The organism is Vibrio variabilis, from assembly GCF_003263785.1.
GTDB lineage: Bacteria > Pseudomonadota > Gammaproteobacteria > Enterobacterales > Vibrionaceae > Vibrio > Vibrio variabilis.
Genome location: NZ_JYJK01000012.1, coordinates 67,284 through 82,783 on the forward strand (window position 1 = coordinate 67,284; position 15,500 = coordinate 82,783).

Below are 15,500 nucleotides of genomic sequence, written 5' to 3' on the forward strand. Positions count from 1 at the left end.
ACTTTAATGCCGTGACCTATAGCCATGCGTCATAGGCAAGCTTGATGGCTAGGATACTCACTACTGTGACAAAAATAGGCCTAATAAACTTAGCACCGAATCGAATCGCTGAGTGGGCACCAATATACGCCCCAGCCATTAAACAAATGCCCATCGTCAGACCTAGCACCCAGTTAATATGGCCAAGCACCGCGAAGGTGACAAGAGACGTAAAGTTACTGGTGAAGTTCATCGCTTTGGATAGACCAGAAGCAAACAAAATGTTTAGGCGGTATAGAGCCATCGAACTTACTGTCCAAAACGCCCCGGTGCCTGGGCCTGCTACTCCGTCGTAAAACCCAAGTGATAACCCTTGAAGATACTGCTTGCGGTTGAATTTAGGACAGCCAACGTTAACTTTACTGTGCTCTCCTTGAGGAGAGCGGTGGAATACAGTGTAAAGCGCCGCTGCGAGTATCACCAGCGGTAGCACTTTTTCCAGCCACTCAGTGCTGATCATATCGACAACGAGTGTGCCGAGTGTGGCGCCAATTAATGTTGCTACGAAAGCTCGACGCCAACATTCAGGCTTAAACAGTCTTTTTCGGTAATAGGTAAAGGCCGCCGTTGACGAGGCAAAGGTTGCAGCAAGTTTGTTGGTGCCAAGAGCAATGTGAGGAGGAAGTCCTAATGACAGTAATGCGGGTACGGTCAACATACCACCACCACCGGCGACAGCATCAATAAAGCCCGCAGCAAAAGCCACGATAGCCAAGATAACCAACATACTTGGTTCGATAAATTCCATCGAGACGATTGACCCTTAGTATTCTATTGTTCTTTTAAATGGGGGTAGGGAATCAAGCAAAGATTTGCCATACCTTTTAGTGACGATTCGCCTATCCAGAATATAGAGGGTGCCACAGTCCCTTTCTTTCCTCAGCAAACGGCCAGCCGATTGTATCAGCTTTTTACTGGCTTCTGGAACTGTAATCTGGAGAAATGCATTGCCGCCTTTACTCTCGATGTATTCCGCGTGTGCTTGCTCAATCGGCGAGGTTGGTACACCGAAAGGAATTTTGGTGATGACGAGGTTTTCTAACAGTTCGCCCGGTAAATCCAATCCTTCTGAAAAACTTCCGGTGCCAAAAAGAACGCTGGTTTTGCCACCTTGAGTCAGGGTTTTATGTTTATTTAGGATTTCTGAGCGTGATTTTTCCCCTTGGATTTGCAAATGCCAGCCTTTGAGCGCAAATTTTGTCCTTAGCTCATCGGCTACCTTATTCATTTGCCAATAGGAAGAGAAAAGAACCAGGTTACTTTTATTCGGTTCGATAATGGTTGGAATTTTCTCAATAAGCTCATCAGTAAACTGAGGGGCTTGTGGCTCGTTTTTCATTTTTGGCACTATTAATTCGGCTTGTTCTGCGTAATTAAACGGTGAAGCGAGTGCCAAGAACTGCACACCATCGTCCTCTTTTTGGCTAATACCAGCTTGGTGACAGAAAAAGGAGAAAGAGTTGAGCGCGCGCATCGTTGCTGAAACGAGTACGGCACCGACACAACGTGACCAAAGTTGCTGATCTAACTGCCAGCCTACTTCTAGGGGGCGACACTGACCAAGTGGTCGCCTTCACGTTCTTTGCTTTTCTCAATCCATCTAGCAAGAGGTGCACCTTTCTCTTTCTGCGGTTCTGCCATTAAGCGCCAAACGGCGGCGAGATTGTCGAATCTTTGGATATAAAAGCCGAGTTCCGCCAAAGCAGGCTCAGCAATTTTGGCACCGATTTCACCGTCCTTTAATCGTTCAGATATAAGGTCTGCAATCTTTGCCGACGCTTGAGCGCCCTTCTGTGAATATTGCTTGAGCACTTTTGCTTGCTCTTCTAGCCAGGAAGGAAGCTCTCCGTTTTCAAATCGACAGCTATCCTCTTCAAAGGCGAGACCAGTACAATAAGTGTTTACCTCTCCAAGCAGTGGTATTAACTGCGGGATAGCGTCTTGTAGCTCGTTTCTAAAACGGGCAACACGCTTTTCGTCGGCTAAGCCTGAAAACTTGCTTGCTGATTGGTTCAATCTTTCTAGCCAGCTACCGGCGCCTTTTAGTGTGGCAGAAGCTGAAGCGTGGTCTCTCGCGACATGAGGAAGGTGATGCGCCTCATCGAAAATAAAGATGGTATTTTCTGGCTCAGGAAGAATGACGCCACCGCCAAGGTCGGCGTCTGCCATCACTAAGCTGTGATTAGCAATAATGACGTCGTTTTTATCCAGCTCCGAACGTGCCTTGGAAAATGGGCAGCTGCGGTGAGCGGGAAGGCTGTTATTGCAGCTGTGCTTTTCGCTGACAATGGTTTGCCAAATAGCGTCATCGATTGGCTTTGGCCAAGAGTCTCTGTCTCCATCCCATTTTCCTTGCGCCAATTTCTCGTACATCAGCTGCAATTGAGCGATATCCGAAGCTTTGGGCTTGGTTTCAAACATCGCCATTTGCCCGCCGTCTGCACCGCAAGCAACTGCTAGCTTTTCTGTACAGCAGTAACGCTGTCTGCCTTTGGCAATAATAAAGGAGAAGTTCTGGTCGGTGATTCGTCGAAACAGCGGTAAATCTTTGTTCAGCAGCTGTTCTTGAAGCGCTACGGTCGCGGTAGAAATGACGACTTTGCGATTGTTTTGTACTGCAACAGGAATGGTTGCCATCAGATAAGAAAGACTTTTGCCAATTCCTGTTCCTGCTTCTGCCACGATCATGCGTGTCGACTTGTGATATTGGCCACATAGAGTTTTAGCAATCTCTGAAACAAGGTAGTTCTGGGCACGCCTAGGAACAAAGTTATCCAGTTGGGTTTGTAGATTTTGATAACTCTGGCGAATGGATTTTTGGATTTTACTGGTCAGCATGATGAGCCCTACAAAAACGAGCGAGGAGTGTACCACACTTACAGGTGTGAAAAATATCAGCAAATAGGCGCACATTTACAGCTGTTATTTAGATCAAAATCACAAAATCTGAGTGAACTTTCACGTAAGAGGATATTTTTTAATTTGTAAAAAATATAAAACTCCAAAAAATATATTTCGCCAGTTTTTTATTCTTAATTCCGATTGTTTTTTGTGTTTGTCTTGGTGTTTTGTGTAAGTTTGCGCTTGAAAAAGGATTGTGTGGTTACAATTGAATGCTGTTCAAAAAACTTGCACTCCGTCACGTGGTCTTTCCTAAGTTTATGAAATTTAAAGATTTATATAATTTTGATTTTTTCTTTTAGAGTGTTTGACAAGTCCTTATAACTTTTGCATTCTTGGTTCCGAGATTTAAAGACGCTAAGTCACCCAAAGGACAAAAGGTTGTCGTTCTTATGGAAGATTTAGACGTCACATATATTAAAAAAGGGAACCGAAAAGGAATTCCCATCTAAGAAAAGGCAGTGGATTATCATGAAAAAAACTCTAGTAGCTTTAGCTGTACTAGCAGCGGGTTCTGCGCAAGCAGGTATCGAACTTTATAACCAAGACAAAGTAACTGTTAGCATGACAGGTGACGTTGAGGTTGTTTACCTAAAAGACAAAGCAGAAGGTGCTGAATTCCAACAAGACATTCAAGATGCGGACTTCGGTTTTGACACTCGTTACGCAGTAAACGACGATCTACAAATCGGCGCATACTGGGAGTTCTCTGGTGACGGCGGTCAAGCTGACACTGGTGACGTTTACATGGCGTTCTACTCTCAAACTGTGGGTTCTATCAAGTTCGGTAAAACTGCAACAGCTCTTGATGATGCAGGTATCGGCGGCGACTACCAGTTCGGCATCAACTCTTTCTTCAACAACGGTACTCCATTCTCTGGTGACGAAGCAGTTCGCTACGACATCGACAAAGGCACTTTCTACGGTACTGTTGCATTCCTACAAGACAAGAACGGTAACAACGACCTAGGTGAAGACGGTACTTACTTCGATGCTAAACTAGGTGCACGTGTTGCTGATTTTGACTTCACTGGTTTCGTGGGTAAAGCTAAGTTCAAAGGCACTACGTCTACAACTACTCAAAAAGCTGACCTAACTACTGGTGAGATTGTTAACACTACAGTAACTACTCCATTTGACGCTGACGAAACTCTATACGCTCTAGAAGCTCGTTACGCTGGTGTTGAGAACCTAAACCTAGCAGCTGGTTACTACTCACTAGACGGTGACGCGAATGAAGCTGGTGTAGATGTTAAGACTAACACATTCGGTCTATCTGCAGACTACACATTCAACGCAGTAACTGTAGGCGCTGGTTACAGCCGCTCTTCTTCAGACCTAGCTAACACTGATGACGTAAACAACTGGTACCTAAACGCAGCTTACTCTCTAGCTCCTTCAACTAAAGCATACGCGGAAGTTGGTGGCGACGATGCTGACAACAGCCAAACTGGTATCGCTATCGGTCTTAAAGCTGAATTCTAATCTAGCTTTAATATAGATACTCTAAGCCACCCACCCGGGTGGCTTTTTTGATCGACGAATCAAATTATGTCTCAATAAAGCTAAAAAAAGCTTTTGTTAGCCCAATGCTGTGGCATGATTGAGTGCGTACCGAGTGTTTATAGGTTTAAAGGCCTAATTAAGGAGAGTTAATAACGTGAAGAAGTCTGTTATCACGGTTTTATTGGCAGCAAGTTCTGCTTTCGCTGCAAGTGCTGCCACGTTAACGCCAATGAATGGCGTGTCATTGTTGTATGTGAATGGTCAAGAGTCTGAATCCAAAATACGTTCCAACGATGTCGAATCCGGAACCACTCAGGTTGTGGTGCGCATGGATAAAAAAGTAGGCCGAGGCAGCAGCCAGTCGGTCTATACTTCTGCACCTTATGTCATCACATTCAATATTTCGGGTGATGAGGTGAAGATTAACCACCCAGTCGCTCGAAGCAAGCAAGAAGCGAGCGCTGCATTTCGTTTACCTGAACCAGAGTGGCGTATTACTCAAGATGGTAACTCACTATCTTATACCGTTGAAAAGTTGAAAGGTCGCGAAGGGGCGTTTCCGTATTCTGGGATAGGTGAGCTAATTGCGGAATATAACGAGCAGCGTGGCATTACTTTTGGTAGCGAGTCTACTTCTGAAGTGGCTTCAGCAGCAGTCGCTGCCACAGCGACGACAGCTGCAGCAACAACAGCTGCAGTAGCGACGTCTACACCGAAAGCGGTAGAAAAACCTCAGGTCGTGAAGCCGGGTGCTAAGTCCAGTAATATGGAGCAGCTTAAAGCGCTTTACTTAAAAGCGTCTAAAGCTGAACGTAAAGAATTTCGTAAGTGGATGATTGACCAAGAGTAATTAGTACAGTCTATCTGACTTTTCTATTAAGGGGTTAACTGCCCCTTTTTTATGCCCCGCTAACAGGAATCTAACCATAATTCATCCAGAAGTAGGTTATGATTACTCTATTGTTTTGTATCTAACCTTAAGCTCGTGAACCGTCTATTCTCTCTTATTCAGCGCTTTCCTAAGCTTGTCCTTCTTTTTGTCACTCTCATTACTAGTGTCGCTATCTGGTATGGGCAGCAACATTTTAGGATGAATGCCGACTTATCTTCATTAGTAGAACAAAGTGGAGCTTGGGTTGACGACCTCGACTATTTAAATGATACCTTTCCAGAGTCTGGCAATGTCACTGTGCTCGTCACCAGCAGCAATGGATCAGACCTAAAACAACATGTCGCCGAAATAGAAAGACAATTGCGTAGCCAAACGATCTTTCGCGAGATTTTTGCGCCGCAGTTACTGGCTTGGTTTGAGGAGTACCCGCTTGGATTTGTCACTCAAGACGAATTCGACCGTATTGCAGCCTTTACTCGCGACACAATCAAGCCTGCTGCGCTTGCTGCACAAGCAGGTAGCCTTGATCTTTATTTGGCTGAGCTTGCTCAAAACGAACAGCCGAACTTAACACCGCTTTTAGAGGCAATAAACAACCAGTCCGTCGATTGGACAAAATTGGCTCAGAAAAATCTGACAAAACCCACAGCCTATGCCATTACGCTTGTCGCAGAGCCAGACTCATCAGCGACTGAACCGAATCGCGCTATTATGGAGGCCATTAATCAGAGCATTATAGCGGCGGATTTGCCATCAAACGTCGACATAAAAGTGACTGGACAGGTGGCACTCGATTTTGATGAAATTGCTGATGCGAACAACAGCATCGCTATAGCGGGGAGTGCTTCATTAGTCGGTCTTATTTTGATTTTGGCGATTGGTATTCGCTCACTTCGAGTGATAGTCGCGTGCTATTTGACGGTCTTAGTCGGTCTGGCTTGGACATTCGCAGCGGGTCTGGCCGTTATTGGTCACTACAACACCATCTCAATTGTATTTATGGTGATGTTTATTGGCCTAGCCGTCGATTTTTCTATTCACCTCTGCCTGCATATTCAAGAGCTGAGACTGAAAGGCGAGAATGACTCCTTAGCGATGCGCGATGCGATTGCTCATTCGGTTCGGCCTTTGTCACTGTGCGCGCTCTCTTCGGCACTGGGCTTTCTAAGCTTTTATCCAACCGCTTACACAGGGCTTGGTGAACTGGGCGTCGTGTCTGCGCTAGGTATGGTGCTTGGCCTTGCTGCAACCTTTATCATTATCCCACTGTTCTTTATTTTGTTTGGTTATCCGAAGGTTCGTCATCAGCGAGACACACACCGCTTTGCTTGGTTTGGCGAACAACTCATGCGCTTCAAAGGCTCGGTGTTCAGCTTAGCGACATTAATGACGGTTGTCATGGGGTACGGCGCGACGCAGTTTAAGTTTGATTTCTCGACCTTGGTTTTGAAAAACCTCAGTCAGAGTCTGTATTGGCGTTAAATCAATTACAACAAGAGGGACTGGGCTCAAGCTACCAGCTGTTTGCCATTGCTAAGAACCAACAGCAAGCCCAGCAGTGGCAAGCGAGTTTGATAAAGCAACCTTCTGTGGCCTCGGTGAGGGTAGTGAGTGACTTTTTGCCTAAAGATCTTGAACAGAGAACAGGGCAGTTGCAGGCTTTGTTCACTGAGTCAGATATAGCGACACCAATGAGTTATCTTGAGTTTGTGGATATGGCTAAAACTCAACGTTGGCAGGGTAGCGAGCGCTTACCTGATACGATAGACAACGCATCGGTTTCGGGACATTTATTTGCAAGTCTATCCAATGGCTTAAGCAGACTGACGCAGTTTGACCCTGTGACAATTGAGTCGCTACCAAAGGTTTTGAGCGAGCGCTATATCAGCGAGCAGGGTGAGTGGCTTGTGGTCATTTCTCCAAGTGAAGATATGACTAACGTCGATGCTTTGGAGCAGTTTATTACCGAGTCTAAACAAATTGCACCCAATGCTACGGGCAGAGCGGTGGCTGAAAAAGAAGTGGGCAGCATTATTGTCAGTGCGTTTCAAGCGGCAATCATGATGTCGGTGTTTGGCATTGCGCTGATTCTTATTTGGTCTGTTGAGAAAAAACGCGATGTGCTACTTATCTTTATTCCTCTGACTTTGGCATCGTTGTCGACCTTAGGGCTGATGCATTGGCTCGGGCTATCAATGAACATGGCGAACATTATAGTGATCCCGCTGATCTTTGGTCTGGGGGTGGACAATGGCATACACATTGTGAAGCGTTTTCGTGCGGTAAGAAGTTTGGAGGCATTCTTTAAAACCTCGACACCAAAGGCGTCACTGGTGAGTTGTCTGACGACGCTGGCAACATTTGGTGCTTTGATCGTAGCCGATCACCAAGGGATGCATTCCATCGGGTTGGTGCTCACCATCGCATTAAGCTGTATTTTGGTGTTCAGCTTAACGCTATTGCCGCTATTGCTTGAGGTGACAAAGAAAAAGCCCATTGAATAATGGGCTTGGTAACTCTTTGAAGGTTAGAAGCGAGCGTCGAGGGTGACGAAGAAGCTCTTTCGCTGACCAAAGCCAAGCTCGCTTATCAGCACCCAGTTGGGGGTGAACTCGTATTGCGCGCCGACTAGGCTGTTCCATTTATTCGAGAGAGACTGGTTAACCGTGAACGTGGCGTTTTCAGGGATACCTCCTGCAAGATCAGGTGGCAGTGGTAAGTCCCGGATGTTCCCCGTGAGCGTTTGCTCGATATTTTGATACTGAGCGCCAATCCATGCCCTTATCGGCCAGTCGGAATTGCGAGAAAAGTCGTAACCGATACGAGGTGAGACTACGATTGAGTCGATCTCGCCATTAATCACCGTTAAACTAGTTTTGGTATAGCTTGCATCAACCAAAGCAAATACGCTTTCATAACCGCCGGCAATAACGGTACCTACACCATAAGTGTAACCGTCTAGATCAAGTCGAAATGGCCTATCGACTGGGAGTTCGAATAAACCAGCGTCAACGGTAGTTATTGTTGTTTCAGAAAAGCCGTTAAGCTTCCCCCAATGGCATAGAAATTTAAGAAAGGTAGCACCCAAACATCTGCTTTGAGGGTGAGCACTTCACTTTCTTGAAAACCTCCCTCGGTATTGATGCCTAGTTTATCAAACGGACCCAGCCCTGATAGTTTAATTGAATCAACATTGATACCCTGAGACACATTCATATAACCAAGACTCAATCCAAAAGCTTCAGGCAGGGTGTAGCCTCGTTCTTCAGCTTCTTTCTTGAATAGTGGTAGCTCTATCGCTGAAGCTAGGCTAGGTAGCAACAGCGCTGCCAATGAGAGCGCTTTGAGAGAAAATTTGGCATTAAATGTCATAGGGGGATCTACTTTAAATGGTTGAAGATATACATCAAGATTATAGGTTGGCGGATTGTAGATGAGCAAAGTCTTGATGGAAAGAAATTTATATACAAAAAGGCCGCGGCTTTTGTCCGCGGCCAAAGTCTGTTTCGTTTGGTTTTAATTACTAATACTATTGTCCACGTTCACCTTCAGCCCATCTTCGGTGGCGAATACCGTAGCGACAAGGCCACCGGTGAGACCTACATTACTGAGAGATAGCAGCGAGTTTTTCGTTCCTGCAGCGGCAACGGCTAAGTCGTAGGTTCCCGCGTTAACTATCAGGTGCTCCTCCGTGAATCCTTTGAAGTCAACTCCCGTCAGCACTGGGCTAGCGTCGTCGATACCAACACCGGCTGGGACAACGTAGATGTCGACCTCACCAGCTTCGGGATGCGCATGCACGACTCTGACTTTTGCGTACGCCGAGACGCTGCGCATGTCATCGACAATTGGTAGGGCAGAGATAGGCTGTGGGGTTCCATCATCGTTGCCAACAGCAAACACTGTTGTCTCCGATCCAGCACTGAACGTTTGCGATCCCAAATCAATGGCCACCGTACCAGGGTCGCCCGTTGGGGATACGGTTAGGTCAAATGCTTGACCAGCTGTCAGATCTTTTGAAATGATGTTAGGGAAGGTTATATTAGTCAGTCCTTCTACGGCATTTCCCGAAGCGTTGACGTCAACTCCACCAAGCCCAAACACGGAGTGGGCGACTCTGACTGTGGCGTTTTCTCCGCTTGAGTAAACAGGCACTAGCGCATCAGTGCCGAAGCCCGCAAGCAGTGTTAAAGGAGAACCATCGGAACCCACTCGTGTATTTTGAGACGCAACCACTACAGTGTCGCTACCACTCGCTAGATTGATTGCAGTCTCGCCGGTGTCGAATAAGACCGTTTTGTCAGTCGGACCTGTCACACGGATTCGCACATCGCCGGATGGAAGTTCGCCAGAGAAGGTGTCAGAGAAAGCGAAATTATCTAGTGTTGGGTCAGCTGAGTCTAACGTTGCATCAGTCGTTAGATAGATGTCAACCTCGCCGGCACTAGGTGTGCATGCAAAACAGACAAGCGCGCCATGTCTCCGCTGGGAGCAGTAGCGCTTCGAGAAATGATTGCGCCTTGAATTGTCGGGGTAGAAGATAGATCCACGTTATCAATGGCTATAACATCGTATCTCATGTCAGCGGCAAGGTTGGTTCCAGCTAAGTCTAGAACCTGCACGGTCTGATCTCCGGGCAGCTTAGCGTCGACAGATAAATTGTAAGTGCCGGCATCTAGCGTAATAACGCCGCTACTCTGTTGGTAATCGACGTTGCCGAGTCCGCTTACAACGCTGCCATTGGCCTTTACTTCAACGAAGGGGGCGTCTGGGCTTGCGTGAGTCACGCGTACTTGAGTGGATGGATTAGCAGGGTGGTCGGAGTCGCTGCCACAGCCGACGATGGTGAGCGCTGCAGCTGCGATAACGGATGTTTTAATAATATTCATGGTAAGCCTCTATGCTCATGTTATTCGCAAAGAGGCTTACGGCACTAAAATCAAATAAGTTCAAAGTTGATGGTAAAATAAACTATCGATAAAGCATGCAGTTGCACAATTAAGCGATTGCTAATCCTCTAGTGGCAACCAGTCTACGGTCACTCCAGCTTGATCGAACATATCTTGCTTAATGAAATTTTTTCGCCCCAGCGTGACAGAAAATCATCAGTTTGCGCCGGGCAGTGGACAACAGAAATACCGGTTTGAATGATTTTTGCGGCACAGTTTGGGCACGGAAAATGAGTGACCCAAATTTCACAGCCATCGAGATCACGCTTAGCAAAAAGAATGGCGTTTTCTTCTGCGTGAAGCGTTTTTAGGTATTTGGTTTCTCTTTCGTCAATCTCGGCACTGTCAGAAATGCCATGCGGGTAGCCATTGAAGCCAACAGAAACGATGCGGTTTTGCTTGGTAATGACTGCGCCCACTTGTGTTGATGGATCTTTACTCCATGAGCCAACTAATTCAGCCATTTGAATAAATCGTTTTGCCCATTTAGACGCCATAATTACTCCAGTGTTTTGTTGTGTGCTTGGTCGTGTTGTTATTGCGTTTAAGTCTACAAAATAACGACAATGAAAACGAGTGCTATTTGTAAACGATTACAGTTTTAGATGCGTTGTCCGCGTTACTAAGATTTACAATCAATCGAGACATATTGTGCTGTCTATAATGTAACCTTTAGGGAGAGATTTTGTGATCTGGTCGGAATTCTGTGTCAGAGTAACGACAATTCTTAATAATTTGCTGAGATCATTAATAATCATATGGCAGAATTTGACGAATTCTTTAAGGATGGGAAAAGATAATGCGAAAAACACTGTTAGCGGTTTCACTATGTGGTCTGTGTTTTAGTGCAAGCAGCTTTGCGTTTGTTCAGGATTGGTCAAAGCGAAGCAACCAAGAAGTGACAACGGAAGCCAAGCGCGGCGATCTGTTTGCTCAGATCGAATTGGGTGATCGATACGCGTCAGGTAATGGCGTGGAAGAAGACGACATCACCGCGGTTGAATGGTACCGAAAGGCCGCAGCTCAAGAGAGTGAAACGGCCATGTATAAGCTTGGTATGATGTACGATAACGGTCACGGTGTTCCATATGATGCCAAAGAAGCAGCAGCTTGGTTCGAAAAAGCCTCGCAAAAAGGCAGCGTTAAAGCGCAGTACTACCTAGCTGGTATGTACAAATGGGGACGTGGCGTTCCTAAGAGCAATGAAAAAGCCGTTGAGTACTATCGTTTAGCGGCGGAGAAAGGTTTTGACGTTGCTCAGAATAGCTAGGTGTGATGTACGCGAAAGGGCTTGGCATCGAGAAGAACGATGATGAAGCGGTGAAATGGTACCGCCGTTCGGCTGAAAATGGTTACGCTTACGGACAACGAAACCTAGCATATAAGTACTCACTTGGTGAGGGTGTAGAGCTCGATAATGTTGAAGCCTACGCATGGGCATCGGTTGCTTCAACCAATGGTTATAAAACGGCTGAAAAGCTTCGTGATGATTTGGCACAAAAGCTGAGTGAGGATGAACTCACGGTTGCGCAGCAAAAAGCGACAAAGTACTTAGCAGATTACTCGTCTCATAAGTAGCCATTAATCAAGCTGTATTAAGGAAGCCAAGTGCTTCCTTTTTTAGTTTTGGGATGATTGTTTTTATTGAGATGCAGGCTGCTGCCTTACCAGCCGGCTTGTTGGTCACCGTATTTGCGTCGATAGCGAGCTAACATGGTTTCATTGCCAAGCAGGCCACCTTGATGGACATAGATGATGGTGGTGTCGATATTCTCCTCCAGCCATGGGAGTAAACAGCGCCACATCATTGGGTCATAAAGCAGGTCGAACTCGACGTGCGTCTCTTCCTGCAATGACTGCCAAAGTTCATAGTCCTCTCGGTATAATTTTCCAAAGTGATGTTTGGATGGCAGTTCGAGTATTGTCGGGTAGTGTTTGGTCTCGCCAAGCTCGACAAACTGGGACAGTAGGTAGTCTTTTCCCGAAACGCAAGGACAGGTTAGCACCTCAATACCTTGTGGTTTTAACTGCTGGCTGAGGTAAAGCGCGGTTGTACCGGTTCCTGATGGCAGCGCAACTTTGATATTGCGACCTTTTTCAAACCTTGACCAAGAGAGGATCTCATCGGCGAGTTTGCTGATTCCTTGCTTGGCATCTTGAAAATGCCCCCTTCGGGAATGACTAAGCATTCGGAGTCATTTTCATGTTGTTGCGCGATAAATGCTGAGGGATGAGGGGCCTTCTCACCAAACATGTCACGAAGTGAAACGACTTCAGCCCCCAACTCCAATGCGGTGCGGTAATTCCCCATGGGTTTTTCATCCAACCAAGCTGGCTTATGCGCCACATAATAGGACAGTTTGAGCCCTTTTATTTTAGCTAAAGCAGCCAGTGAGGTTAGCGAGTTCGCTTGAGCGGAACCCCAACCAATGAGTCGAGTCTTTCCTTCTAGTGGCTGTTCAAGCGTCGCCATGAATTTTCGAGCTTTGTTGCCGTTAAAGTGTCCGTGAAGCAAATCATCTCTCTTTAGGAAAAAATGATGCCCCTGAAAATGGTGTTCGGTGACTGGGCTGTCATTGAGTTTCATGGGCGCTACCTTTGTGTGACACTGGGCAAAAACTGGGGAGCGAAGTGTACTCTTTGATGTTGATAGTTACAAACGAAGAGACGACAAATCGTTACATATTCAAACCAGTTGCTGTGCCAGAATAGCGAACATAGGGATAGCTTGTCTGCTCGCTAAATTGACACAAACTTGACGTTGCGCCATTTTGCCGGTTTTTTGGGGCAAAATTGCAGGGCAAACGTTCAGTTGTGGAGCTTTCTTGGACGAAACGTGTCATTAGCGCTATTTTGCTAATGAAAATGGGTGAACAACGATTTGTTTTGCTAATGGTTGTCGACTATATGTACAGAATGTCAATGTTTTGTGTGGTAAGTCGATATCAAGCCTTTTAATTCTTTGAACGCCCTAGTAAACTTTAGTGTCAAATTTTCGTGCACAGCGTCACGAACTAACTGTGAGTTTAAAAAATGAGCCAGTCCTTTCTTCCATTGTGTCGACCTGCTGTCGACGAGCAAGACATTCAGTCTGTAGTGGATGTCCTTCGTTCAGGTTGGATCACCACCGGTCCTAAAAATGCAGAATTAGAATCTAAGATCTCTCAGCACACCGGTGCACCACACAGCGTTGCATTGAGCAGTGCGACGGCTGGCATGCACCTTGTTCTCCTTGCGATGGGCATTGGTCCGGGCGATGAAGTTATCACGCCTTCATTAACATGGGTTTCAACGGTCAACATGATCACCTTGGTGGGTGCGAAACCTGTCTTTGTGGATGTGGATGCGGATACCTTAATGACCGACGCAGCGAAGATCGAGCCACTTATTACCGATAAGACCAAGCTGATTATCCCTGTGCACTATGCAGGTGCTGCGCTGGATCTTGACCCTATTTACGCCCTTGGCGAGAAGTACAATATTCCTGTGATTGAAGATGCGGCGCATGCTCTCGGCACAGAATATAAAGGTCAGCCAATCGGTCACCGCGGTTCTTGCTTGTTCTCGACGCATGCTATTAAGAATGTAACGACAGCAGAAGGCGGCATTTTTACCACTCATGATGCAGAGCTGGCTGATAAAGTACGTCGCCTTAAATTCCATGGTTTAGGCGTAGATGCTTTTGACCGTGAAACACAAGGTCGTGCACCGCAAGCTGAAGTGGTTGAACCTGGCTTTAAGTACAACATGCCAGACATCTGTGCCGTGCTAGCACTTGGCAGATGGATCGTATCGATGACATCACCGCCAAACGCACCGAGCTTGCACTCTCTTACCGCGCTAGGCTTGAGTCAATCAAAGGTGTTGCGCCACTTGGTTTGGCTTCTCACGATCACAAACACTGCTGGCACCTAATGATCGTCAGAGTGGATCCTGCGGTTGCTGGTTTGACTCGTGATGACCTTATTGCAGCATTAAAAGAGAAAGGCATTGGTGCCGGAATTCACTTCAAAGCTTGCCACACTCAAAAATACTACCGCGAGAATTACGCGGAGCTGTTTGGGGACATCAACCCAAATCTTCAGAATACCGAACGTAACAGTAATCAAATTTGCTCGTTGCCGCTTTTCCCTGATATGACTCAGGATGATGTAGAGCGTGTAGTGAGTGCCGTGTCAGAGATAATTGGATAAACCATGAAACACACTGAAGCCATTAACTTCGTGTCTATCGTTATACCGGTATACAACGAAGAAAACTGTTTGCAAGAACTGATTGATCGCACAACGAAAGCGGGTGACAGCTAGGTAAAGACTACGAGCTGATCCTAGTTGATGACGGTAGCCGTGACCGCAGCGCAGAAATCATCGAGCAAGCATCGGAGAAGGAAGGAAGCCACGTTGTAGGCGTTATCCTTAACCGCAACTACGGTCAGCACAACGCGATCATGGCGGGTTTCGAGCAGGTGCGCGGTGATTTGATTATTACTCTCGACGCGGATCTTCAAAACCCACCAGAAGAGATCCCAAATCTAGTTGCTAAAGCAGAAGAAGGTTTTGACTCTGTGGGCACGGTACGTAAGAACCGTCAAGACAGCGCACTTCGTCGCTACCCTTCTAAACTCATCAACAAGATGGTTAAACGCTCTACAGGCGTTGAGATGAATGACTACGGCTGTATGCTTCGTGCTTACCGTCGTCACGTTGTTGATGCGATGCTAGAGTGTCATGAGCGCAGCACCTTTATTCCTGTTCTGGCGAACGGTTTTTCTCGTCACACGACAGAAATTGACGTTCACCACGACGAGCGTGCAGATGGCGAGTCGAAATATAGCTTTATGAAGCTTATTAGCCTAATGTTTGACTTGATCACCAGTATGACAACCGCACCATTGCGTTTACTAAGCATTGTTGGCGGTGGTATTGCTGCGGCAGGTATCGCATTTGGTATTATCTTGATGCTGATGCGCATTATGTTTGGTTCTGAGTGGGCAGGCGATGGTCTGTTTACGCTATTTGCTATCCTATTTGTATTTGTGGGTGCGCAGTTTGTCGGTCTAGGTTTACTCGGTGAGTACATTGGCCGCATATACTCTGATGTTAGAGCGCGCCCTCGTTTCTACGTGCAAGATGTGTTGGTGGGCGAAGCCACTAAGCAAGCGCGTGAAACTGATGAATTGAAGAATAAAGAATAAGATTTATATCCAGAGGAAT

The 15,500-nt window shown here is 46.4% G+C and carries 10 protein-coding genes and 5 pseudogenes; 8 read left to right on the forward strand and 7 right to left on the reverse strand.

What is annotated here, in order from left to right; all coding sequences use genetic code 11:
- Nucleotides 1–16: 16 nt before the first annotated feature.
- Together TZ48_RS02730 and dinG are read right to left on the reverse strand one after the other, a co-directional pair.
- Entirely contained in the window at nucleotides 17–787 is a 771-nt protein-coding gene (locus TZ48_RS02730; protein WP_112478176.1) for a sulfite exporter TauE/SafE family protein, read from the reverse strand.
- Between the two features lie 15 nt (nucleotides 788–802).
- Nucleotides 803–2,877 (reverse strand): annotated as a pseudogene (gene dinG / locus TZ48_RS02735) (ATP-dependent DNA helicase DinG).
- Nucleotides 2,878–3,411: 534 nt separating this feature from the next.
- On the opposite strand from dinG, the gene TZ48_RS02740 reads away from it, so the two are divergent.
- The 4 genes from TZ48_RS02740 to TZ48_RS02755 all read left to right on the forward strand — a co-directional run bounded on the left by TZ48_RS02740 (nucleotide 3,412) and on the right by TZ48_RS02755 (nucleotide 7,842).
- Entirely contained in the window at nucleotides 3,412–4,425 is a 1,014-nt protein-coding gene (locus TZ48_RS02740) for a porin (protein WP_112478177.1), read from the forward strand.
- Nucleotides 4,426–4,600: 175 nt separating this feature from the next.
- The gene (locus TZ48_RS02745; RefSeq protein ID WP_112478178.1) at nucleotides 4,601–5,296 is read left to right on the forward strand and encodes a DUF2057 family protein; all 696 of its coding nucleotides are present in this window, start codon (nucleotides 4,601–4,603) and stop codon (nucleotides 5,294–5,296) included.
- A 240-nt stretch (nucleotides 5,297–5,536) separates the two neighbouring features.
- Nucleotides 5,537–6,820 (forward strand): efflux RND transporter permease subunit, encoded by a 1,284-nt coding sequence (locus tag TZ48_RS02750; protein WP_112478179.1) that lies wholly within the window; start codon nucleotides 5,537–5,539, stop codon nucleotides 6,818–6,820.
- Complete coding sequence (locus TZ48_RS02755; RefSeq protein WP_112478180.1) at nucleotides 6,811–7,842, forward strand: MMPL family transporter; 1,032 nt, start codon at nucleotides 6,811–6,813, stop codon at nucleotides 7,840–7,842. The genes TZ48_RS02750 and TZ48_RS02755 overlap by 10 nt, the downstream gene beginning before the upstream one ends.
- A gap of 23 nt (nucleotides 7,843–7,865) precedes the next feature.
- On the opposite strand, the pseudogene TZ48_RS02760 reads toward TZ48_RS02755, so the two are convergent.
- The 4 genes and pseudogenes from TZ48_RS02760 to TZ48_RS02775 form a co-directional block, all read right to left on the reverse strand.
- Nucleotides 7,866–8,710: pseudogene (locus TZ48_RS02760) on the reverse strand (TonB-dependent receptor).
- A gap of 144 nt (nucleotides 8,711–8,854) precedes the next feature.
- A complete protein-coding gene (locus tag TZ48_RS02765; protein ID WP_162674471.1) occupies nucleotides 8,855–9,655 on the reverse strand; it encodes a DUF4397 domain-containing protein in 801 nt (266 codons plus the stop codon).
- Between the two features lie 101 nt (nucleotides 9,656–9,756).
- Entirely contained in the window at nucleotides 9,757–10,227 is a 471-nt protein-coding gene (locus tag TZ48_RS02770; RefSeq protein ID WP_112478182.1) for a DUF4397 domain-containing protein, read from the reverse strand.
- Nucleotides 10,228–10,347: 120 nt separating this feature from the next.
- Nucleotides 10,348–10,784, reverse strand: a pseudogene (locus TZ48_RS02775) (dCMP deaminase family protein).
- A gap of 302 nt (nucleotides 10,785–11,086) precedes the next feature.
- Here TZ48_RS02775 and TZ48_RS02780 point away from each other — a divergent pair.
- A complete protein-coding gene (locus tag TZ48_RS02780) occupies nucleotides 11,087–11,557 on the forward strand; it encodes a tetratricopeptide repeat protein (RefSeq protein WP_112478183.1) in 471 nt (156 codons plus the stop codon).
- Nucleotides 11,558–11,562: 5 nt separating this feature from the next.
- Nucleotides 11,563–11,865, forward strand: a complete 303-nt coding sequence (locus tag TZ48_RS02785; RefSeq protein ID WP_112478228.1) for a tetratricopeptide repeat protein — start codon at nucleotides 11,563–11,565, stop codon at nucleotides 11,863–11,865.
- Nucleotides 11,866–11,951: 86 nt separating this feature from the next.
- Here TZ48_RS02785 and TZ48_RS02790 read toward each other — a convergent pair.
- A pseudogene (locus tag TZ48_RS02790) lies at nucleotides 11,952–12,874 on the reverse strand (1-aminocyclopropane-1-carboxylate deaminase/D-cysteine desulfhydrase).
- A 446-nt stretch (nucleotides 12,875–13,320) separates the two neighbouring features.
- Between TZ48_RS02790 and TZ48_RS02795 the strand changes: the two are divergent.
- Both TZ48_RS02795 and TZ48_RS02800 read left to right on the forward strand, forming a co-directional pair.
- Nucleotides 13,321–14,480, forward strand: a pseudogene (locus tag TZ48_RS02795) (aminotransferase class I/II-fold pyridoxal phosphate-dependent enzyme).
- A gap of 173 nt (nucleotides 14,481–14,653) precedes the next feature.
- Nucleotides 14,654–15,481, forward strand: a complete 828-nt coding sequence (locus TZ48_RS02800) for a glycosyltransferase (protein ID WP_275426402.1) — start codon at nucleotides 14,654–14,656, stop codon at nucleotides 15,479–15,481.
- Nucleotides 15,482–15,500 lie beyond the last annotated feature (19 nt).